16 protein-coding genes and 2 pseudogenes are annotated in these 20,627 nt (G+C 63.5%); 14 read left to right on the forward strand and 4 right to left on the reverse strand.

What is annotated here, in order from left to right:
• Nucleotides 1-1,158 precede the first annotated feature (1,158 nt).
• From EET10_RS08160 to EET10_RS30670, 6 genes and pseudogenes are all read left to right on the forward strand, one after another.
• Nucleotides 1,159-1,674, forward strand: coding sequence for a 2-isopropylmalate synthase (locus EET10_RS08160; protein ID WP_036407571.1), 516 nt, complete (start codon nt 1,159-1,161; stop codon nt 1,672-1,674).
• Between the two features lie 195 nt (nt 1,675-1,869).
• Nucleotides 1,870-2,097, forward strand: coding sequence for a hypothetical protein (locus EET10_RS29140; RefSeq protein ID WP_136623061.1), 228 nt, complete (start codon nt 1,870-1,872; stop codon nt 2,095-2,097).
• A gap of 697 nt (nt 2,098-2,794) precedes the next feature.
• Nucleotides 2,795-3,744: pseudogene (locus tag EET10_RS30655) on the forward strand (reverse transcriptase N-terminal domain-containing protein); the annotation flags it as partial.
• A 138-nt stretch (nt 3,745-3,882) separates the two neighbouring features.
• Nucleotides 3,883-4,227 carry a group II intron maturase-specific domain-containing protein gene (locus tag EET10_RS31950; protein WP_246013723.1) on the forward strand — a complete coding sequence of 115 codons (345 nt, stop codon included), beginning with the start codon at nt 3,883-3,885 and terminating at the stop codon, nt 4,225-4,227.
• Nucleotides 4,228-4,298: 71 nt separating this feature from the next.
• Nucleotides 4,299-4,553, forward strand: coding sequence for a hypothetical protein (locus tag EET10_RS30665; protein WP_246013617.1), 255 nt, complete (start codon nt 4,299-4,301; stop codon nt 4,551-4,553).
• Nucleotides 4,513-5,444: pseudogene (locus tag EET10_RS30670) on the forward strand (transposase); the annotation flags it as partial. The gene EET10_RS30665 and the pseudogene EET10_RS30670, both read left to right, overlap by 41 nt.
• 124 nt (nt 5,445-5,568) lie before the next feature.
• Here EET10_RS30670 and EET10_RS08180 read toward each other — a convergent pair.
• On the reverse strand, nt 5,569-7,059 hold the full coding sequence (locus EET10_RS08180) for a cytochrome P450 (RefSeq protein WP_122502045.1): 1,491 nt from the start codon (nt 7,057-7,059) through the stop codon (nt 5,569-5,571).
• A gap of 108 nt (nt 7,060-7,167) precedes the next feature.
• On the opposite strand from EET10_RS08180, the gene EET10_RS08185 reads away from it, so the two are divergent.
• The gene (locus EET10_RS08185; protein WP_036406669.1) at nt 7,168-7,815 is read left to right on the forward strand and encodes a TetR/AcrR family transcriptional regulator; all 648 of its coding nucleotides are present in this window, start codon (nt 7,168-7,170) and stop codon (nt 7,813-7,815) included.
• A gap of 21 nt (nt 7,816-7,836) precedes the next feature.
• A complete protein-coding gene (locus EET10_RS08190; RefSeq protein WP_036406672.1) occupies nt 7,837-8,688 on the forward strand; it encodes an SDR family oxidoreductase in 852 nt (283 codons plus the stop codon).
• Between the two features lie 14 nt (nt 8,689-8,702).
• On the opposite strand, the gene EET10_RS31600 is transcribed toward EET10_RS08190, so the two are convergent.
• The 3 genes from EET10_RS31600 to EET10_RS08205 all read right to left on the reverse strand — a co-directional run bounded on the left by EET10_RS31600 (nt 8,703) and on the right by EET10_RS08205 (nt 14,023).
• Nucleotides 8,703-12,107 (reverse strand): PPE family protein, encoded by a 3,405-nt coding sequence (locus EET10_RS31600; protein ID WP_167480150.1) that lies wholly within the window; start codon nt 12,105-12,107, stop codon nt 8,703-8,705.
• Between the two features lie 293 nt (nt 12,108-12,400).
• Nucleotides 12,401-13,426 (reverse strand): DNA polymerase IV, encoded by a 1,026-nt coding sequence (locus EET10_RS08200; RefSeq protein WP_063466903.1) that lies wholly within the window; start codon nt 13,424-13,426, stop codon nt 12,401-12,403.
• A 9-nt stretch (nt 13,427-13,435) separates the two neighbouring features.
• Nucleotides 13,436-14,023 (reverse strand): TetR/AcrR family transcriptional regulator, encoded by a 588-nt coding sequence (locus EET10_RS08205; protein WP_063466904.1) that lies wholly within the window; start codon nt 14,021-14,023, stop codon nt 13,436-13,438.
• An 85-nt stretch (nt 14,024-14,108) separates the two neighbouring features.
• On the opposite strand from EET10_RS08205, the gene EET10_RS08210 reads away from it, so the two are divergent.
• The 6 genes from EET10_RS08210 (at nt 14,109) to EET10_RS08235 (ending at nt 20,578) form a co-directional block, all read left to right on the forward strand.
• Nucleotides 14,109-14,672 carry an NAD(P)H-dependent oxidoreductase gene (locus EET10_RS08210; RefSeq protein WP_036406676.1) on the forward strand — a complete coding sequence of 188 codons (564 nt, stop codon included), beginning with the start codon at nt 14,109-14,111 and terminating at the stop codon, nt 14,670-14,672.
• Nucleotides 14,673-15,160: 488 nt separating this feature from the next.
• Nucleotides 15,161-15,400 (forward strand): redoxin NrdH, encoded by a 240-nt coding sequence (locus EET10_RS08215; protein ID WP_036391258.1) that lies wholly within the window; start codon nt 15,161-15,163, stop codon nt 15,398-15,400.
• Nucleotides 15,401-15,435: 35 nt separating this feature from the next.
• A complete protein-coding gene (gene nrdI / locus EET10_RS08220; protein ID WP_036406678.1) occupies nt 15,436-15,888 on the forward strand; it encodes a class Ib ribonucleoside-diphosphate reductase assembly flavoprotein NrdI in 453 nt (150 codons plus the stop codon).
• Nucleotides 15,858-18,035 carry a class 1b ribonucleoside-diphosphate reductase subunit alpha gene (nrdE, locus tag EET10_RS08225; RefSeq protein ID WP_082273331.1) on the forward strand — a complete coding sequence of 726 codons (2,178 nt, stop codon included), beginning with the start codon at nt 15,858-15,860 and terminating at the stop codon, nt 18,033-18,035. Before nrdI ends, nrdE begins: the two co-directional genes overlap by 31 nt.
• 115 nt (nt 18,036-18,150) lie before the next feature.
• Entirely contained in the window at nt 18,151-18,891 is a 741-nt protein-coding gene (locus EET10_RS08230) for a TetR/AcrR family transcriptional regulator (protein ID WP_036406823.1), read from the forward strand.
• A gap of 121 nt (nt 18,892-19,012) precedes the next feature.
• A complete protein-coding gene (locus EET10_RS08235; RefSeq protein WP_122502046.1) occupies nt 19,013-20,578 on the forward strand; it encodes a flavin-containing monooxygenase in 1,566 nt (521 codons plus the stop codon).
• Nucleotides 20,579-20,627: the final 49 nt, after the last annotated feature.

Here is a 20,627-nt window from a genome sequence, read left to right on the forward strand (position 1 = left end):
CCGCGACGACTATCCGAACTGCCCGGGACCCTTTGCTTTTTGCATTCATCGGTGGTGCCTTTCGATTGCCATTGCGCCGATGTGTGAATTCCAACGATGACTGTCTGCAGATGTTATGCCGTCGCTTCCCGCGGCGGGCCGTTTTGTCTTGATGGTTCTGGCCTGCCGCAAAATCAAACGCGCCCGGAGCGATCCTGAGGGATATGGGCCGGGGTTAAAGTCGGGTTGAAGTGTCCGCCCAACTTACCTGTGACCATCCGCCCCGAGCCGAGGATGTGGCTGGTCCGCGCGCGTTTCCGCCACGCGATAGCCGCTCGCCGGTTATCGAACGTGAAAATCGCTGCCCGGCGTATGTCGCAATCTGTCGCCGAGGTCCCTGATTCCCGGTTGGTCGAAATCTGTAATTGCCGGTGCGCGTGGCGGCGTGATCGAAACCCCGGCGCGAGCCAACCCTTACTGTGGCACCAAGCTCGTGCTCGGGTTTGCAGGCTCGCGTTCCGCGGCGCACCCGGCCGCTAACACCGCGAATGCCGCGGCCAGTACTACGACCACCGTCTTGACCGCCTGCACCGTCCTGCTGGTCTCTCTTGCGCTCATCGACCATGCCTTTCGTTTGCTGGACCGCACCCGTAGTTGGCGATTCCGCCGCATCAGATGCTATCGCCAAAGCACCGGACGGCGCGGTGTTTTGAGACGTTGAGCAGTGGAATCCGGTCGCGGAGGTGCACCCTTGGCCGCAGCGGAACCTGCCGGGTGTGCCTGGTGCGCAAAGCTCCCGCCAAGGCCGCGACTCGGCCCGGAGTTGTTGGCGTAGAAAGGCTTGGCTGCCGAACGGGATCGACGCGACTGCGCAGCGCCCGGTCACCGGTCGCTCACGGCCACCATCGGCGTAGTGCCGGTCTAGCGGCCCTGGCCGGCCTCGCAACCGTCGACGCGCCGGAGATGCCGAGGTCGGGCACGGGTCGGCGTGGCCGTGTCAACGCTGAGAAGCCACTTGCCTGCGTCGGCCCAAGACGTCTAGTGTCACCCTTCGTGCGTCTTCTCGAGCGTGCCGTAGTAGCCAGCACCCGCAGCGGGGTCTGATCCGGACCGACCCCCCGCTGTGGGTCGCAAGCTACTACCGTCGGTCGCTCCTACTGATCAGAGAAGACCGACACCATGGCTTTCCCCGCCCTCGACCGCGACCCGAACGGTGGTCCGGCGCAGCCGACCGCCGGCGCTCGGTTTGCCGAGCACTTCGGCGCCGAGATGCCGCGAGGTCTGCGAGACCAGGCCGCAGTCATGTGCTGGGAACGCTTCGTCGCGACCTACGGTCATCCCGTCGGCCCGGTCCGGTTGGGTCACTGGGAATGCACGGATCCGGATCGGCCTGCTGGGCGACTGGGCCCGCAGGCCCGCAATTTCCGTGCGGTGATCGCGGTGGGGGACCGCATCAGCACCTCGACCGCTGCCGCCGGCGGACCGATCGCGGCTCTTACCGCGATGTTGCACGACCGCGGGATCACCGTGGAGACATTGAAATTCCACCAGATGCACGCCGATGGATGCACCGCCACCTTCGTCTGCGGCAGCGATGGGATCGCCCGCGAGTGGGCCATGGGCTGGTCGGAGGATCCGACTCAATCCGCGTTGCGTGCGCTGATCGCGTGCGCCAACCGGCTTCTCACCCCATGACCGCGAGCAGTTGTCCGGGGGGCTAGGCCAGCCCCGCGGTTGGGGGATGAAAATTGGTGCCGGCCGGTCGGCTGGGTAAGTGGTTGTGCGGGGGCGGTGGATTGTTGCCTGTGCGCACGTGAGTGAGACTCCTGTTTGTTTGGCTCTCTCCGAAACACGCTCCACGACAATAACTCTGGGTGAAGGAGTGCCACTATGGAGGTGATACGTCCGCGGTGTGTGGGTATCGATGTCTCGACGAAGGACGCCACGGCGTGTATCCGGGTTCAGGGGCAGGGTCGGCGTGCCACGTCGACGACGGTGAGCACGTGGGGCTCGACCACCGCCGAGATCTTGGCGGTGGTCGAGCATCGGATCGCCGAGCAGGTCAGCTGCGTGGTGATCGAATCCACCTCGGAGTATGTGCGACATGAGGGTGCATGAGTGAAGCAGGAGGCACCGTTTGGAGGTTCGGCTGATGCCGTAGGTGTAGTACTCGGGCCAGTGCGTGAGGGCCTGTCTTCGCCTCGGCGTGCTCTGCGGGTGACTGCGGGGTGCGAAGCCCGGGGTAGAAGCCGAAGCGGTTCGCGTTCCATCCGTGGACCGTGGGCGAGGAGAAGACCGGCGGGAAGCGAACGCGCTTCCCGGCTGCGGGGCGGCATCCAGTCGTCGTGCGGTGATGGGTGAACGCGAGTGAACCCCTGATGACGCCTTGTGAAGGTGACCCCCGCCGATGGGATGTGTCAGCGGGGCCGTAGGGACCCGCCGCTGGAAAGCGGCGGGTGTCGGCCAGAGGATAGTCGCTGGTCGGGAGCGCATCACCGTCCCCGGGGTATAGGGGGCACCCTGCCCGGTCGAATCTTGTTCATGCGCAACATGACAACCCTGTTGGGGTCCGGTGAATTCTGCCGGTAGGCCGACCGTGGGGAAGGTGCAACTCCCCGGCAGGCGCTGGATGACCCAAGAAGCCGATGCCGACACACCGAAAGGCAACGGGAAACCGGCAACCGCACGATTTGGCTCCTCCGCCAGATGGTAGCCGCATAACCGGTCGGATACGGGCGTGCTGCCCGGCCCGAAAGGGAGCTGACGTGGGTCGGGTGAGCCTGTGAAGACCAGATGATCGGAGACTCCAGAACCGATGGGCAAGTTGGACACCGTGACGGTGAACGGACCTGAGGACGAGATCATCGACTGGGACGCCGTGGATTGGCGCCAAGTCGAAGACGACGTACGGAGGCTGCGGCGACGAATCTTCACGGCGATGCAGGCGGGGGACCTCAAGCGGGTCCGTAATCTGCAGAAGCTGATGCTGGGTTCCCACGCAAACGCTCTGCTGAGTGTGCGGCGGGTCACCGAGCTCAACGCTGGCCGCAAGACGGCCGGGGTCGACGGCAGGGTCGTGCTCGCGGGATGGGAAAAGGCCGAGATGGCCACCTGGCTGCAGCGCGACACCAACGCGTGGAGACCTCGACCGGTCAAGCGGGTGTTCATTCCGAAGAGCAACGGAAAACGGCGCGGCCTCGGGATTCTCGTGATCGCCGATCGGGCGCTGCAAGCGCTCACGGTCAACGCGCTAGAACCCGAGTGGGAGGCCCGGTTCGAGTCCCGATCGTATGGGTTTCGGCCAGGCCGTAGCTGTCAGGACGCAATGCAGGCGATCTTCGTGACCGCTCGCGGTGCGACCTGCAAACGCGTGTGGGCGCTAGACGCCGATTTGGCCGCCGCGTTCGACCGCATCGATCATGCCCATCTTCTCGCACAGCTCGGCTCGTTCCCCGCGCGGGAATGATCGCGGCCTGGCTACGCGCGGGGGTGATCGATCAAGGTCGGTTCGCACCGACCGAGGACGGCAGCCCACAAGGCGGGGTGATCAGCCCGTTGCTGATCGTTGCCCTGCACGGAATGGAACAGGCCGCCGGAGTCCGCTATATCCGCACCGGCACCAACGCCGAAACGGCGCGGCCGGGCTCCCCAGTTTTGATCAGATACGCCGATGATCTGCTGGCCCTGTGCCACTCGCGGGAACACGCCCAACAGGTCAAGGCGCGGCTCACGGAGTGGCTGCGACCTCGGGGTCTGGTCTTCAACGAGGACAAGACCCGTATCGTGCACCTCGAGGACGGGGTGGATTTTCTGGGGTTCAACATCCGCCGCTACCGCAACAGGCTGCTGATCAAACCCAGCAAGGCGGCCGTGAAACGGATCCGGGCACGGCTGACCACCGAGATGCGAGCACTGCGGGGCCACAACGCCCAGATGGTGCTCATCCGGCTCAACCCGATCATTCGGGGGTGGTCGGCCTACTACCGGCACTGCGTGTCGGCCCGGGTGTTCAATGCGCTGGACAATCACGTGTGGAAGCTCACCGACAAGTGGGCCAGATTCACCCATCCGCACAAGGGACGGCGCTGGATCGTGTCCCGTTACTTCGGCGCGTTCCACCCGTCCCGGCGCGACCGCTGGGTATTCGGTGACCGCGACACGGCGCCTACCTGGTCAAGTTCGCCTGGACGGCGATCACCCGGCACACCCTGGTCAAGGGCTGGGCGTCCCCGGACGACCCTGCCTTGACCGACTACTGGGCGACCCGGCGCCGCCGCGGGAGACCCCCGCTGGGCCGGGCCCGGTCGAGACTGATCCGCATGCAGCGCGGACGCTGCCCGCTTTGCGGCCAGCTACTGCTGCACGCTGAGGTCGAGCCGCAACACCCCGACGAGTGGGAGCAGTGGATCACTGCCACCGCCAAGGCGATCCGCCACCAGGCGATCATCGTCGATTCGGGGCCAGAGTCATTGGGTTATACCGCGTTCCGTCTCATTCACACACACTGCCGAGGCCGTCACCCAGACCGCATCGGCGTGTACCGTGCCGCCGGAGCCGATTCGGGTGTTGCGTGATCTGACCCGGGCGCGCACCACCATCACCCGAGCGCGCACCAAAGAAATCCAGCGGCTGGAAAAGCCGCTCGAAGATGCCGGGATCAAACTGTCGGCGGTGGCCTCCAACATCGTCGGGGTCTCGGGGCGGGCGATGCTGGAGGCGTTGATCGGCGGGCAGCGTGATCCGGTGGTGCTCGCCGATCTGGCCAAACAGCGGCTCGCATTTTCGAGTGAGAAGATCCCCGCATCGACCGAGGCGTTGCGCGGGCCGTTTAGCGACCATCACGCGTTTATGGCTCGGCTGTATTTGGATCGCATCGACGCCCACGGCGCCGACATCGCCCGCCTTGAGGAGCGCATCGAGGAGGCGATCAAACCCTTTCAACCCGCCCGGGAATTGCTGATGTGAGTATCCCAGGCTTTTCCCACATCGTCGCCGATGTGTTTATCGCCGAGACCGGCGCGGACATGAGCGTGTTTCCCACCGCTGCCCATTTGGCGTCGTGGGCCGCGGTGGTGCCCGGCTGCAACGAATCGGCGGGCCGGGTCAAATCGGCCACCACCCGCCCCGGCAACCGCCACCTCAAAGCCGCTCTCGGGGTGGCCGCGCTGTCGGCAGCGCGTTCCAAAGACACCTACTACAACGCCCGCTACCGCCGCATCGCCGGCACCCACCGGCCCGCCACATCCCACCGCCGCAAAGCCCGCAGCCCGTCGGTGCCCGCCCTGATCGCCGTGGTCGCTGTCGAACACAGCATGCTCATTGACGCCTGGAACATGGTGGTCAACGGCGCCTTCTACCACGACCCCGGCGCCGACTACTCCACCCGACACCACCCTGGGCAAACCAAAGCAAAAGCCATCAAACAACTGCAGGCCCTTGGCTACACAGTCACTCTCGAACCCCTCACCCACGCCGCCCAACACCGGGGGCCCGCCACTCACCCGCTTCGGGTCACCGCATTTTCGAGTAAGACACAAAGGCCCCCATTTCCCACCGGAAAGAGGGCCCTTTGCGTCTGGCCGCGGAACCTTACAGCGGGCGCAACACAATGTGCATGCCATCCTTCGGCACGGGCATACCGCCGTAGTCCCAGCTCGCGTGGTAATCCGGCCGCGGCAGTTCCAGCCGGTACCGGCGCAGCAATCGGTGCAGGATCGTCTTGATCTCCAATTGGCCGAACACCATCCCAAGACACTTATGCGCGCCGCCGCCGAAGGGTGTGAACGCGTAGCGGTGTCGTTTGTGCTCGTTGCGCGGCTCGGTGAAGCGCTCCGGGTCGAAAGTCATTGGCTCGGTCCAGAATTCAGGAAGGCGGTGATTCAGCCCGGGAAACGCGATGACGTTGGTGTCCTTGGGCAGGTAGTAGCCCAACAGTTCGGTATCGCGAACCGTCTGCCGCATTGCCCACTGGACGGGCGTCACCAACCGGATCGACTCGTTCATCACCAGGTCGAGCGATTCCAGCTTCTCCAGCGATTCGATGTCCAGCGGTCCGTCGCCGAGGCGGTCGGATTCGTCGCGGCAGCGCTGCTGCCACTCCGGGTGGGCGGCCAGGTGGTAGGTCATCGTGGTGGCCGTCGACGTCGACGTGTCGTGGGCGGCCATCATCAAGAAGATCATGTGGTTGACGATGTCCTGGTCGGAGAACCGGTTTCCGTCCTCGTCCTCGGTCTGACACAACACCGTCAGCAGGTCGCTGCCTTCTTTGCCGCGTCGTTCCTTGACCCGTTCTGCGAAGTAATTCTCCAGTAGTTGCCGAGCCTTGAGCCCCCGCCACCAGGTGAACGGCGGCACGCTGGCGCGGATGACCGCGTTGCCGGCGCGGGTCGTCGTCGTGAACGCCTTGTTCACCTTGGTGACCAGCTCATGGTCGGTGCCGGGTTCGTGGCCCATGAACACCATTGAGGCGATGTTGAGGGTGAGTTCTTTCATCGCCGGATAGAGAAGGAAGCGCGGGTCGTTGATCACCCAGTCGTCGGCGATCACTTGCGACACCACCTGGTCCATGTGCTCGACGTAACCGGCCAGCCGGGACCGGACGAACGCCTCCTGCATGATCCGCCGGTGAAACATGTGCTCCTCGAAGTCGAGCAGCATCAGCCCGCGCCGAAAGAACGGCCCGATCACCGGGACCCAGCCCTGCTGCGAGTAGTCCTTGTTGCGGTTGGAATAGATGACCTGAGCAGCGTCCGGGCCCAGCGCCGCGACGAACGGCAAGACTGGCGAGTCCCCGTAGATCACGGGCCCCTTGGTGTTGTAGAGGAACATCAGATAGTCCGGTCCACCGCGCAGCATTTCGATCATGTGCCCGACGATCGGCAGCCCCGCGTCTCCGACGACCGGCTTGAGCGCGCTGCCCGGCGGCGGGTCGGCCAGCTTCTTCTCCGGAAACTGCGTGTTCAGCAGCCAACGCTCCACCAGGCCCATGCCGGGAAAGTTGTTGAACGACGGGGTCAGCCGGCGCTGGGCTTGGTCAAGGAGGTATCCCGGGGTGCTGATCGTCGCCCTGCTCGTGGACATGACGCTCCTTAGCGGGTTGTGGCGGCCATCACGACGTAAATCCATCCTTCGAATGAACTTGACGGCTGTCAAGTTTTCTTTTCGCGCGGCTTGGTGCATGGTCGGGATGTGAGTGAGCACGCCCCCGACCAGCAAGCTGTGCCGGCATTGCGGCGGCGTGGCGACAAGCATCGGCAGGCGATCCTGCAGGCGGTGCGGGACCTACTGCAGGAGCGGCCGTTCGCGGAGCTTTCGGTCAGCACCATCAGCAACCGGGCCGGGGTAGCGCGCTCCGGGTTCTACTTCTACTTCGACTCCAAGTACGCGGTGCTCGCCCAGATATTGGCGGAGGCGGCCGAGGAACTCGAAGAACTCACCCACTACTTCGCCCCCCGCCAACCGGGTGAGTCGCCGCAGCAGTTCGCCAAGAGGATGGTCGGTAGCGCCGCGGTTGTCTACGCGCACAACGACCCGGTGATAGTGGCTTGTAATGCCGCCCGCCACACCGACATTGAGATCCGGGAGATCCTCGAGCAACAGTTCGAGGTGGTGCTCCGCGAGATCGTCGGCGTCGTCGAGGCCGAAATGAGAGCCGGCACCGCCAACCCGATCAGCGACGACCTGCCGACGTTGATTCGTACCCTGGCCGGCACCACCGCGCTGGTTTTGACCGGTGACCCCCTGCTGGTCGGCCGCGACAGCGACTCCGACCGCCGGGTGCGGGTGCTCGAACAGATGTGGCTCAATGCGCTGTGGGGCGGCCCACCCAAGGCCTGAGCCGCCGGTATCGTCACCGCCATGGCACAACCGCGGTATTACGCAGGGAAACGGTGTCTCGTCACCGGCGCGGCCAGCGGCATCGGCCGCGCCACCGCACTGCGGCTCGCCGCACAGGGCGCCGAGCTCTATCTGACCGATCGCGACGCGGACGGCTTGGCGCAGACCGTGTCCGACGCGCGGGAGCTCGGGGCACAGGTGCCAGAGCATCGCGCGCTCGATATCTCCGACTACACCCAGGTGTCCGCATTTGCGGCGGACATCCACGCCGGCCATCCCAGCATGGACGTCGTGCTCAACATCGCCGGTGTCTCGGCGTGGGGAACTGTCGACCGGCTGACCCACGATCAGTGGAGCAGGATGGTCGCGATCAATCTGATGGGTCCTATCCACGTGATCGAGTCGTTCGTTCCGTCGATGGTGGCGGCCGGCCGGGGCGGGCATTTGGTCAACGTGTCGTCGGCTGCCGGGCTGGTCGCGCTGCCCTGGCATGCGGCTTACAGCGCGAGCAAGTACGGCCTGCGCGGGCTTTCCGAGGTGCTGCGCTTCGATCTGGCACGACATCGCATCGGGGTGTCGGTCGTGGTACCCGGTGCGGTACGCACGCCGCTGGTCAACACGGTCGAGATCGCCGGTGTCGACCGCGACGACCCGCACGTCAAGCGCTGGGTCGACCGGTTCAGCGGCCACGCCATCTCGCCGGAAAAGGCCGCCGAGAAAATCCTGGCCGGGGTGGCCAAGAACCGGTACCTGATCTATACGTCGGCGGATATCCGGGCGCTGTATGCATTCAAGCGGCTGGCGTGGTGGCCCTACAGCGTGGTGATGCGCCAGGTCAACGCCATCTTCACCCGGGCGCTTCGGCCCGGCTGAATTGGGCGAGCGGGTTACTGCCCGGTGCCGCTGAGCAAGAAGCCGGCGAGTCTGCTGCCGACATTGCCGATGCCGGAGACAAAGGCTGAAGCCAGACCCGTCGTGCCGCTGTTGAAAAATCCCGTGACGGTGGACCCAAGATTTCCCAAACCCGACGTCAATGAGCCGGTGTTCTGGTAGCCGGAGGCAAAAAGATTACCTTGGTTGAAGAAGCCCGAAATAAACCTGCCGGAATTCCCAAATCCCGAGCCCGTGCCAGCACCTGTGTTGAAGAATCCCGAAGATGGGCCAGCGGTGGAATTGCCGAAGCCCGGTGCTGCGGGAATATGAAGGACCGGAATCGAGACGGGTCCAATGGTGTTGATGATTTCAATGTGCATCCTACTGAATGGTATGCCGCCTACGTTTCCTACATTGAATCCCGTAAGGTCGAATCGGTTAATAGTTATTTTGGGTATTTCGACAGTGATTGACTCGCCGTCCCCCAGCGGAATGGTCACATTCGGAATAGGGCTCGGCAGATCGATGAATAGGTTGAGGTCTATCGGGACGTCCATGCTGAACGGCTGGACCGTTATGCCGTCTATAAAGCCGCTGACGGGTATTGCGAGATCAACATTAACTCCTATTTCCAAAGGTATGCCGGGCATGGTGATGCCAAAGTCGAAGCCGAATTGTCCTTGGTTGTCGCCGCGCCAGAGATAGCCGTTGTTGCGATTTCCTGAATTCAATACGCCAGTGTTCAGGTTGCCAGTATTGTAGTAGCCCGTATTGCTATTTCCGGTGTTGAAATCACCGGTGTTCAGACTACCGGCATTGAGATTACCGGTATTGGTGCTGCCGGCGTTGGACAGGCCGGTGTTCAAACTACCGGAGTTGAACAGGCCGGTGTTGAACGAGCCGGTGTTGCCGATGCCGGTGTTGGTGCTGCTGGTATTGCCGATGCCGGTGTTGTAACTACCCGTGTTGCCGATGCCGAAGTTGGACGTACCGGTGTTGCCGATGCCGGTGTTGCCGTCGCCGGAATTGAACAGCCCGATGTTGTTGGATCCCGAATTCAGCGCACCGAAGCCTAACAAGTTGGTGCCGGTGAACCCGACGCCCCAGTTTCCGTTGCCGGTGTTGGCCAAGCCGATGTTTCCGCTGCCGGTGTTGCCGAACCCGATGTTGTAGTCGCCGGTATTGCCGAAGCCAATGTTGCCGACACCCGTATTCCCGAAACCTAGGTTGAAATCGCCCAAGTTGCCGAAACCGAAGTTGTTGTCACCAAAGTTGGCCAAACCGAAGTTTGCGAAGCCGCGGTTCGCGTCGCCGACGTTGAAGCCGCCGATGTTTCCGTTGCCCAGGTTGAAGCTGCCAAGGTTGGCGCTGCCGAAATTGAGGCCACCTCCGTTGGCGGAGCCAAAGTTGAACGTCGATGCGCCCGCGCTGTTATGAAAAATGCCCGAAAGGTGATTGCCGACATTACCCAATCCAGAATTCAAGGCACGGAATTCGAGATCCAGATTGGTGGTGTTTTCAAAGCCCGAGATGGAGTTGCCGAAGTTGTGGATACCCGATTGCAACAAGCCGGCGTTTAAGAGGCCTGAACTGCCGAGATTGCGAGTGAAGTTGAAGAAGCCCGAGGTGTCGGGTCCGAAGTTGCCAATGCCGGAAGTGCCCCCTCGGCCGCTATTGAAGAAGCCTGACGAGGGAGCGTCGGTCGAGTTCGCGAAACCCGGCGCAGCCGGAATATTGAAGATCGGGATGTTGATCGGGCCGACACCTCCGGCGACAGAAATGCCGAGTCTCGTTTCTGGGCTTCCCACGGTAATCGAGATAAGCGGGCCCGTTACTCTGATGGGAGGCATTTGTATTGGCCCGACAGTGCCGCTCAGGGCAGGGAAGTCTAATGGAATTGCGGGAATCTTGAACGGTGCTAAAACGATTTCAGTGGTGCGACCCTCGACTGGAATATGCAACGGAACGCTCAACGGTAGATTTATCGGAATTTGGGGAATCGTCATGGTGTAGGAGAACCCGGCGTTCCCCGCGCCATTGCCCCGCGCAAAAAAGCCGTTGTTCATGTCGCCGCTGTTGAAGGCGCCGGTGTTGAGATCGCCGGTGTTGGCCCAGCCGGTGTTGATGTTGCCGGTGTTGTAGGACCCCGTGTTGGTGTCGCCCGGGTTGAACTCGCCGGTATTGAAGTTCCCGATGTTGTAATTGCCGGTGTTGTAATTGCCGACGTTGCCGGTGCCGGTGTTGACGATCCCGGCATTGAAGAAACCAGTATTGGCCGTGCCGGAATTACCGAAGCCAGTGTTGAACGAACCCGTGTTGCCGAGGCCGAAGTTGCCGGTCCCGGAGTTTCCGAAGCCGGTGTTGCCGCTGCCCGAGTTGAACAAGCCGGTGTGGCCCACACCCGAGTTCAGCCCGCCGAAGCCCAGCTGGTTGCTGCCGCCCAGCCCGATCCCGATGTTGTTGTTGCCTCCGAGCCCGCCGTTGCCGAAGCCGATATTGCCGTTGCCGGTGTTGCCGATTCCGATGTTGCCACTGCCGGTGTTGCCGAAGCCGATGTTGAAACTACCGGTGTTACCGAAGCCGAAGTTGTTGCTGCCCAGGTTGCCGAATCCGAAATTGTTGCTGCCCAGGTTGCCCGAGCCCAGGTTGAAACTGCCCAGGTTGCCCGAGCCGAAGTTGAGATTGCCGACGTTGCCGTTGCCCTGGTTGAGATCACCGAGGTTGGCGTTTCCGAAATTCAGGCTGCCAAAGTTGGCGAAGCCGATATTGAAGATGCTCGACACCCCAGGTGGAAGAAGAAGCCCGGCAGGCGTGGCAATAGCAGCCGCCGGGGCCGCGCTCGCGCCGGCAGCTATCGAGTTGCCCACGTTTAACAGGCCCAGAGCCTGGCCCGCCAGGCTCTGCAGCGGGCGGGCGAAAGGCCTCAGCGCGGTGGCGACCGTGGAAGCCGTGGAATGGTAGCCAAGCATCGCGGCGACGTCTTGTGCCCACATCTCCTCGTACTGGGCCTCGGCTGTGGCGATTGCCGGGGCATTCTGGCCGAAGAGGTTCGACCACAATAGCCGCACCAGTGAAGAACGGTTGGCTGCGACGAACGCCGGATGTACCATCTCGGCGCGCACTGCCTCGTAGACATCGACTGCGATTTTGGCGTGTCCGGCCGCTTGCTCGGCTTGCGCCGCCGCCGACTGCAGCCACGCCAGATAAGGCGTCGCCGCGGCCGCCATCGCCGCCGAGGCCGCACCCTGCCACGACCCATGCGCCAGACCAGACGCCACCGACCCGAACGAGGCCGCCGCTATGCGCAACTCCGCGGCCAGCCCGTCCCAGGCTGTCGCCGCCTGCAGCATCGGGCCGGCGCCGGCACCTGCGAAGATCCGAGCGGAATTGATCTCCGGTGGCAGTACCAAGAAATTCATGCGGCCGTCCTCCGTCGAGCGCTGTTTCCTCGTGCGCCCGGGAGAACGGGCGCCGTCGGTCTGCCCAGACCAAACCCCAACCGCATCCCGACCGGCCGTGACGCTCACCGCATGGTGAACCGTGGACCATGAGGCCCCGTCGGGCGAGGTTGTCCAGTCATGAGCAGTTTGTTGTCACGACCGACTGTGCCCGGCCGTGCTTCGGCAAGCCTTCGCGAATCGTGAAATGCCCAGTTCGCGGTCCCGGGTATCGGCGCCGCGCGGTACGCATCCCAGGCCACCCCGGCATCGGGCTATGCGGGCATGTGGAGTTCGAGACGCACGCCGAGTAGCCGTACCGGGCGCTCCAGCTCGAACAAGTTCAGGACCCGCAGGGCGGCGGCGATGACGACGTCGGCGTCTGTGGTCGGCGCCTCGAGCTTGCGGACCTTGGTGCGGGTATAAAACGTCGCGGTGCGTACGACGACGGCCACCCGGGTGACGAGCCGCCCCGAGGCCACCACCTCGTCGAGTGCCTTGCGGGACAATTCCCTGACCGCTGACTCCATTTCGGTTCGTTCGGTCAGGTCTTCCGGAAAGGTGACGACGTGACTGCGGGAGCGCGGGACCCAGGGGGTAGCGCTGACTTCGGTGTCGCCGCCCCCCTTGGCGAGCAGGAGCAGCCACCGCCCCGTTCTCGGGCCGAACGCCGACGTCAGTTCCTCGGCGTCGCCGTTCGCCAGCTCTCCAACCGTGGTGATATCAAGGACTGCAAGCTTTTTCGCCGTCTTCGGACCTATCCCCCAGAGCGCGTCGACCGAACGGTCGGCCATCAGATTCATCCAGTTGGTGTCGGTGAGCGCAAAGATCCCGGCCGGTTTCGCGAAGCCGGTGGCGACTTTGGCGCGTTGCTTGTTGTCGCTGATGCCGACCGAGCAGGACAGTTCGGTCTCCGAGAAGACCACAGCGCGGATCTGTTCGGCGACTTGGGTGGGATCCGCGGCGGCCACGCCGACATACGCCTCGTCCCAGCCCCACACCTCGACCGGGTGCCCCAGGTCGCGCAACAACGCCATCACCTCGTCGGAGGCCGCGTCATAGGCGGGCGGATCCAGCGCCAGAAATACGGCGCCGGGGCAGCGGCGGGCCGCCGCACGTAACGGCATTCCCGCCCGCACGCCGAACGCGCGAGCCTCATAGGAAGCGCAGGTGACTACCTTGCGGGGTTCGGTGGGATTGCCGCCGATGATGAGCGGCAGCCCGGCCAGTTCGCGATGACGGCGCCGCTCCACCGACGCCTGAAACTGGTCGAGGTCGACATGCAATATCCATCGCGGCATCGGGATCGGTCACCGCCCGCAGAGCTTGCGCGCCAGGCCTTCCCACGCCTCGCCCAACGTTTGCAGGCTGTGACCGTGGTCGTTGAGCTGGTGCTCGACGTAGTCGACGTCGAGCAGGGCCAGCAGGGCATCGGTTTGGACATCGACGTCGCCGGTCGTGTGAGCCGACCGCAACAGCACCCGCACATGTGTGCGGTGCACCGACGCCGCCGCACTGTAACGGGTCTTCGGGTCCCGGTTGGCCTGCGACAGCAGCTCGCGGTGGGCATGGACGAAGCAGATCCGCTCCCGGCCGAACGCGATCAGGCGTTCCAGCGGCGGCGCATCCGGGCCCAGGGGCGGCGGGCCGAACAGAAATGCCTGCTGACTGGCCCGCTCGTCTTCGTCGAGCAATACCGTCATCAGACCGGCCCGGCTGCCGAACCGACGAAACAGCGTGCCCTTGCCGACACCGGCCGCGGCGGCGACGTCGTCCATGGTGATCGCGTCGGCCCCACGATTGGCGACCAGTCGGCGCGCCGCGTCCAGCAGCAGGGCGCGATTGCGCGCCGCGTCACCGCGCTCCGGCCGAGTCGACGCCGGCAACTCGTCACTCATCCCTGCACAGTAACGCGGGAGGAATAAAGCGGACCATAGTCCGGTTAAGTCGTGCAAAGATGAGACCAACGCGAAGGGAAGCAATATGTCCGATTTCTCCGATTTCTCCGGCATCAGAGTCTTGGCGCTGGTGGGAAGCCTGCGCGCGGGTTCGGTCAACCGCCAGATCGCCGAGCTTGCGGCCGCCGTTGCGCCGGACGGCGTCAGCGTGACGGTGTTCGAAGGGCTGGCGGAGTTGCCGTTCTACAACGAGGACATCGATACCCCCGACGGCATTCCCGATGCCGTGATTGCGTTGCGACAGGCCGCGGCGCAGGCGGATGCGGCTCTGGTGGTCACCCCCGAATACAACGGCACCATCCCCGCTGTCATCAAGAACGCGATCGACTGGCTGTCACGCCCGTTCGGCGACGGCGCATTGAAAGCCAAGCCGCTGGCCGTCATCGGCGGGTCCGTAGGCCGATACGGCGGGGTATGGGCCCACGACGAGACCCGCAAGTCGTTCGCCATCGCCGGCGCGCGCGTGATCGACACGATCAAGTTGTCGGTGCCATTCCACTCCCTGGCGGGCCAGGCGCCCGCGGACAGCTCCGAGATGTCGGCCAATCTACGAGACATCGTCGGCAAGCTGGCCGCCGAAGCGGGCTGACCCGGCTACTGCGGACGGGCCGGCACGCCGCGCCGTCAACCCCTACGGCGCTGGCCGGACGAGAACTGCGCCTTTGCTGGCGCCGCCTTGCCGGGCGACGAGCCACGAGCCTGTCGGTGGTCGGTGATATACCGGAAGGCATGGATACCATGGCCGGGTTGTGTGATCTGCGACACGCCGACACCGGCTCGGACACACGCCCACGACCTGCGAATTTCAAGAATGTCATTCAGAACATCTTGTATCTCTTCTCGTCCCGACCCCCTAGGTGTAGTGTTTCGGGAACCGGCAGATCCCAGGTTCACCGGGTCCCACCAGGTTCACGGGGCCCGCTGAGTTTCCCGGAATCGGCATCGCCATGTCCGATCAGCATGGTGGCCCACGACGGGAACCTGGGAGCATGCCGGGCCGCTGAACATAGCGAAGATGCACCACCTGAGTCGTTGCCAGTTCCTGTTCCCCGATTTCCGCAAAGGAGCGGTACGCCCATGACCATCACCGTCTACACCAAGCCCGCATGCGTGCAGTGCAGCGCCACCTACAAGGCGCTGGACAAGAACGGCATCGCCTACGAGAAGGTCGACATCAGTCTGGATTCCGAGGCGCGGGACTACGTGATGGCGTTGGGCTATCTGCAGGCACCGGTCGTGGTGGCCGGGGACGACCACTGGTCCGGCTTCCGGCCCGACCGCATCAAGGCGCTCGCCTTGGCCGCGCTGAGCGCATAGCACGGGCAGGCGCTAGGTAAGGAGATGGCGGTGCCATGGATATCAGGCCGTGCAACCTGGTCTATTTCTCCAGCGTGTCGGAGAATACCCACCGCTTCGTGCAGAAGCTGGGTCTGCCCGCCACGCGGATACCGCTGCACGGCAGCATCGAGGTCGACGAGCCCTATGTACTGATACTGCCCACCTACGGCGGCGGCCGGGTCACACCCAGTCTGAATGCCGGCGGCTATGTCCCCAAACAGGTCATCGCCTTTTTGAACAACGAGCACAATCGAGCGCTGCTGCGCGGGGTCATCGCGGCCGGCAACACCAACTTTGGTCCGGAGTTCGGCTACGCCGGTGACGTCGTCGCACGCAAATGCGACGTTCCCTACCTTTACCGCTTCGAGTTGATGGGCACCGAGGACGACGTGGCCGCCGTCCGTGCGGGTCTGGCTGAATTTTGGAAGGAGCAGACGTGTCACCAACCGTCACTGCAGAGCCTGTAACCTCCGGCGCGCACTCGTACCTTTCGGGGGGCCAGGCGGAACTGGATTATCACGCGCTGAACGCGATGCTGAACTTGTACGACGCGGACGGCAAGATCCAGTTCGACAAGGACGTACTCGCGGCGCGCCAGTACTTCCTGCAGCACGTCAACCAGAACACCGTGTTCTTCCACAACCAGGACGAGAAGCTCGATTACCTGATCCGCGAGAACTATTACGAGCGTGAGGTTCTCGACCAGTACTCGCGTAACTTCGTCAAGTCGCTACTGGACCGTGCCTACGCCAAAAAGTTCCGGTTCCCGACATTTTTGGGCGCCTTCAAGTACTACACGTCTTACACCCTGAAGACTTTCGACGGGAAGCGGTATCTGGAGCGCTTCGAGGACCGGGTGGTCATGGTTTCGCTCACGTTGGCGGATGGTGACACCACGCTGGCCGAGCAACTGGTCGACGAGATCATCGAAGGCCGCTTCCAGCCGGCCACCCCGACGTTTTTGAACTCGGGCAAAAAGCAGCGCGGCGAGCCGGTGAGTTGCTTTCTGTTGCGCATCGAGGACAACATGGAGTCGATCGGGCGATCGATCAACTCCGCACTGCAGCTGTCCAAGCGCGGCGGTGGAGTTGCGTTGCTGATGACCAACATTCGCGAGCACGGCGCGCCGATCAAGAACATCGAGAATCAAAGCTCGGGCGTCATCCCGATCATGAAGCTGCTCGAGGATTCGTTCTCCTATGCCAACCAGCTGGGCGCGCGGCAGGGTGCCGGTGCGGTGTACCTGCATGCGCATCACCCCGACATCTACCGATTCCTGGACACCAAAAGGGAAAACGCCGACGAGAAGATCCGCATCAAGACGTTGAGCCTGGGCGTGGTGATCCCCGACATCACCTTCGAGCTGGCCAAACGCAACGACGACATGTACCTGTTCTCGCCCTACGACGTCGAGCGGGTCTACGGGGTGCCGTTCGCCGACATCTCGGTCACCGAAAAGTACTACGAGATGGTCGACAACCCGCGTATCCGCAAGACCAAGATCAAGGCGCGGGAGTTCTTCCAGACGCTGGCCGAGCTGCAGTTCGAGTCCGGCTACCCCTACATCATGTTCGAGGACACCGTCAATCGCGCTAATCCTATTGACGGCAAGATCACCCACTCGAACTTGTGCTCGGAGATCCTGCAGGTGTCCACGCCGTCATACTTCAACGAAGACTTGTCGTATGCCAAAGTGGGCAAAGACATTTCGTGCAACCTGGGATCGTTGAACATCGCCAAGACGATGGATTCGCCGAACTTCGCCCAGACGATCGAGGTAGCCATCCGCGCGCTGACGGCGGTGAGCGACCAGACGCACATCACGTCGGTGCCCTCAATTGAGCAGGGCAACAACGACTCCCACGCAATCGGACTGGGTCAGATGAACCTGCACGGCTACCTGGCGCGTGAGCGCATCTTCTACGGGTCCGAGGAGGGCATCGACTTCACCAACATCTACTTCTACACCGTGCTCTACCACGCGCTGCGCGCGTCGAATCGGATCGCGATCGAACGCGGCACGCACTTCAAGGGTTTCGAGCGGTCCAAGTACGCGTCGGGGGAGTTCTTCGACAAGTACACCGAGCAGATTTGGGAGCCGAAAACCGAGAAGGTTCGCAGGCTATTCGCCGACGCCGACATTCACATCCCGACTCAGGACGACTGGCGGCGGCTCAAGGAATCCGTGCAGGCGCACGGCATCTACAACCAGAACCTGCAGGCGGTGCCACCCACCGGGTCGATTTCCTACATCAACCACTCAACGTCGTCAATTCACCCGATTGTGTCCAAGGTCGAGATCCGCAAGGAAGGCAAGATCGGCCGGGTCTACTACCCGGCGCCATATATGACCAACGACAACCTGGAGTACTACCAGGACGCCTACGAGATCGGCTACGAGAAGATCATCGACACCTATGCCGCTGCCACTCAGCATGTGGATCAAGGGCTTTCGCTGACGTTGTTCTTCATGGACACCGCCACCACCCGTGAGGTGAACAAGGCGCAGATCTACGCCTGGCGCAAGGGGATCAAGACGCTCTACTACATCCGGCTGCGGCAGATGGCCCTGGAAGGAACCGAAGTGGAGGGGTGCGTGTCCTGCATGCTCTAGGCGCGCAAGCCGAGTGTGGATCTGGCGACGGCCTCAATGCGTGTCGCGTCGCCAGATCCACTCTCGGCGAGGAGTCTGCCCAGGTCAACGGGCGCAACGGGGTAAGGTGCTTGACGTGGTGAGAATCAGCCGGCCCCACCCCAGCGTGAAGCCCGGGGTCAAAGTCGACGCGCGCAGTGAACGTTGGCGCGAACACCGCAAGAAGGTGCGCAACGAAATCGTCGAAGCGGCATTCCGTGCCATCGACCGCTTGGGGCCCGAGCTGAGTGTGCGGGAAATCGCCGAGGAAGCCGGCACCGCCAAGCCCAAGATCTACCGGCATTTCACCGATAAGTCCGACCTGTTCGTGGCGATCGGGGAGCGGCTGCGCGACATGTTGTGGGCGGCGATCTTCCCGTCGATCAACCTCGCCACCGACTCGGCCCGCGAGGTGATCCGGCGCAGCGTCGAGGAGTACGTCATCCTCGTCGACAAGCACCCCAACGTGCTGCGAGTCTTCATTCAGGGCCGTTCCGCAAAGCAGTCCGAGGCGACGGTGCGCACGCTCAATGAAGGCCGGGAGATCACTTTGACCTTCGCCGAGTTGTTCAACAACGAACTGCGTGAGATGGATCTGAATCGTGCGGCTCTCGAGCTCGCCGCGCACAGCGCGTTCGGAGCGGCCGCCTCGGCCACCGAATGGTGGCTGGGTCCCGAGCCCGACAGCCCGCGACGGATGCCGCGTGAGCAGTTCGTCGCGCATCTGACCACGATTATGATGGGCGTCATCGTCGGCACCGCCGAGGCGCTTGGTATCACGATGGACCCCGACAAGCCGATCCACGACGCGGTACCCAGCAATCGCGCCGTCAGCTGAGTGCCGGCGCGTTGACATCGCCGCGAGGATCGTCAACACTCGTTCTAACCGATACCCTGGGTACTGGGTACTTGGGCCGGGCGGCCCAAAGCTCGCCTTCACTAGGAAAGACCGATCCATCATGACCAATGCCGTCACAGACGCCGGCCCGGCGCCGCAGTCCGACCAGGCGCCGGTGCACACCCGCGCCGTCATCATCGGGACCGGATTCTCCGGTCTGGGCATGGCGATCGCGCTGCAGAAGCAGGGCTTCTCCGACCAAGACTTCATCATCTTGGAGAAAGCCGACGACGTCGGTGGCACCTGGCGCGACAACAGCTATCCCGGCTGCGCCTGCGACATCCCGTCACACCTGTACTCGTTTTCGTTCGAGCCCAAGCCGGACTGGAAGAACCCGTTCTCCTTCCAGCCCGAGATCTGGGACTACCTCAAAGGCGTCACCGAGAAGTACGGGCTGCGCCGCTACATCGAGTTCAACTCACTGGTCGACCGCGGTTACTGGGACGACGAGGAATACCGCTGGCACGTCTTCACCACCGACGGCCGCGAGTATGTTGCCCAGTTCTTGATCTCGGGAGCGGGAGCGCTGCACATCCCGTCCTTCCCGGACATCGACGGGCGTCATGAATTCGCCGGCCCCGCTTTCCATTCCGCGGAGTGGGACCACAGCGTCGACCTCACCGGCAAGCGGGTGGCCATCATCGGGACGGGCGCCAGCGCGATCCAGATCGTCCCGGAGATCGTCGACCAGGTCGCCGAACTTCAGCTCTACCAGCGCACTCCGCCGTGGGTGGTGCCGCGCTCCAACCCCGAGATCCCGCCGGCGCTACGCCAGGCTATGGAGAACATTCCCGGGCTGCGCGCGCTCGCGCGGCTGGGTCTGTATTGGGCGCAGGAGGCGCTGGCGTTCGGCATGACCAAGCGGCCGAACGCGCTCAGGTTCATCGAGGCCTACGCCAAATACAACATTCGCCGCTCGGTAAAGGACCGCGAGCTGCGCCGCAGGCTGACCCCGCACTATCGCATCGGGTGCAAGCGAATCCTGAACTCCACCACCTATTACCGCGCTGTCGCGAACCCGAAGACGAATCTGATCACCGACGGCATCACCCGGATCACGCGGAACGGGATCGTCACCGCCGACCGCACTGAGCGCCCCGTCGACGTGATCGTGTACGCCACCGGCTTCCACGTCACCGACTCCTACACCTACGTGCAGATCAAGGGCCGCCACGGTGAGGATCTGGTCGCCCGGTGGAACCGCGAGGGGATCGCGGCCCACCGCGGCATCACCGTGGCCGAGATGCCCAACTTGTTCTTCCTGCTGGGCCCGAATACGGGGCTGGGGCACAACTCCGTTGTTTTCATGATCGAGTCCCAGATCCACTACGTGGCCGACGCTATCGCCAAGTGCGACAAGCGGGGCGCGCAGGCCCTGGCTCCCACGCGTGCCGCCCAGGACCGTTTCAACGACGAGCTGCAACGCAAGTTGGCCGGCTCGGTGTGGAACAGCGGCGGCTGCAGCAGCTGGTATCTCGACGAGCATGGCAAGAACACCGTGCTCTGGGGCGGCTACACCTGGCAATATTGGCGGGCCACCCGCTCGGTCAAAACCGACGAATACCAATTCTTAGGGGTCGGCAACGGATCGGCGGAGAACCGGAAGACTGTCGCCGCGGCGAAATAGCTACTTGGATGGTCGCGGCACCTGGCCATCGCGCCGGCACGCCGTGCGA

Origin of the sequence: Mycobacterium pseudokansasii (assembly GCF_900566075.1) — a bacterium.
Taxonomy (GTDB): Bacteria; Actinomycetota; Actinomycetes; order Mycobacteriales; family Mycobacteriaceae; genus Mycobacterium; species Mycobacterium pseudokansasii.

What these genes read in the sequence shown, in the direction of transcription:
- EET10_RS08190 (WP_036406672.1), top strand. Translation starts at nt 7,837, where the DNA reads ATGGCACAACCGCGGTATTACGCAGGGAAACGGTGTCTCGTCACCGGC.
- EET10_RS08180 (WP_122502045.1), bottom strand. Translation starts at nt 7,059, where the DNA reads ATGTCCACGAGCAGGGCGACGATCAGCACCCCGGGATACCTCCTTGAC.
- EET10_RS29140 (WP_136623061.1), top strand. Translation starts at nt 1,870, where the DNA reads ATGGAGGTGATACGTCCGCGGTGTGTGGGTATCGATGTCTCGACGAAG.
- EET10_RS31950 (WP_246013723.1), top strand. Translation starts at nt 3,883, where the DNA reads ATGCGAGCACTGCGGGGCCACAACGCCCAGATGGTGCTCATCCGGCTC.
- EET10_RS08235 (WP_122502046.1), top strand. Translation starts at nt 19,013, where the DNA reads ATGACCAATGCCGTCACAGACGCCGGCCCGGCGCCGCAGTCCGACCAG.
- EET10_RS08215 (WP_036391258.1), top strand. Translation starts at nt 15,161, where the DNA reads ATGACCATCACCGTCTACACCAAGCCCGCATGCGTGCAGTGCAGCGCC.
- EET10_RS08205 (WP_063466904.1), bottom strand. Translation starts at nt 14,023, where the DNA reads ATGAGTGACGAGTTGCCGGCGTCGACTCGGCCGGAGCGCGGTGACGCG.
- EET10_RS08200 (WP_063466903.1), bottom strand. Translation starts at nt 13,426, where the DNA reads ATGCCGCGATGGATATTGCATGTCGACCTCGACCAGTTTCAGGCGTCG.
- EET10_RS08210 (WP_036406676.1), top strand. Translation starts at nt 14,109, where the DNA reads ATGTCCGATTTCTCCGATTTCTCCGGCATCAGAGTCTTGGCGCTGGTG.
- EET10_RS30665 (WP_246013617.1), top strand. Translation starts at nt 4,299, where the DNA reads ATGCAGCGCGGACGCTGCCCGCTTTGCGGCCAGCTACTGCTGCACGCT.
- nrdI (WP_036406678.1), top strand. Translation starts at nt 15,436, where the DNA reads ATGGATATCAGGCCGTGCAACCTGGTCTATTTCTCCAGCGTGTCGGAG.
- EET10_RS31600 (WP_167480150.1), bottom strand. Translation starts at nt 12,107, where the DNA reads ATGAATTTCTTGGTACTGCCACCGGAGATCAATTCCGCTCGGATCTTC.
- EET10_RS08160 (WP_036407571.1), top strand. Translation starts at nt 1,159, where the DNA reads ATGGCTTTCCCCGCCCTCGACCGCGACCCGAACGGTGGTCCGGCGCAG.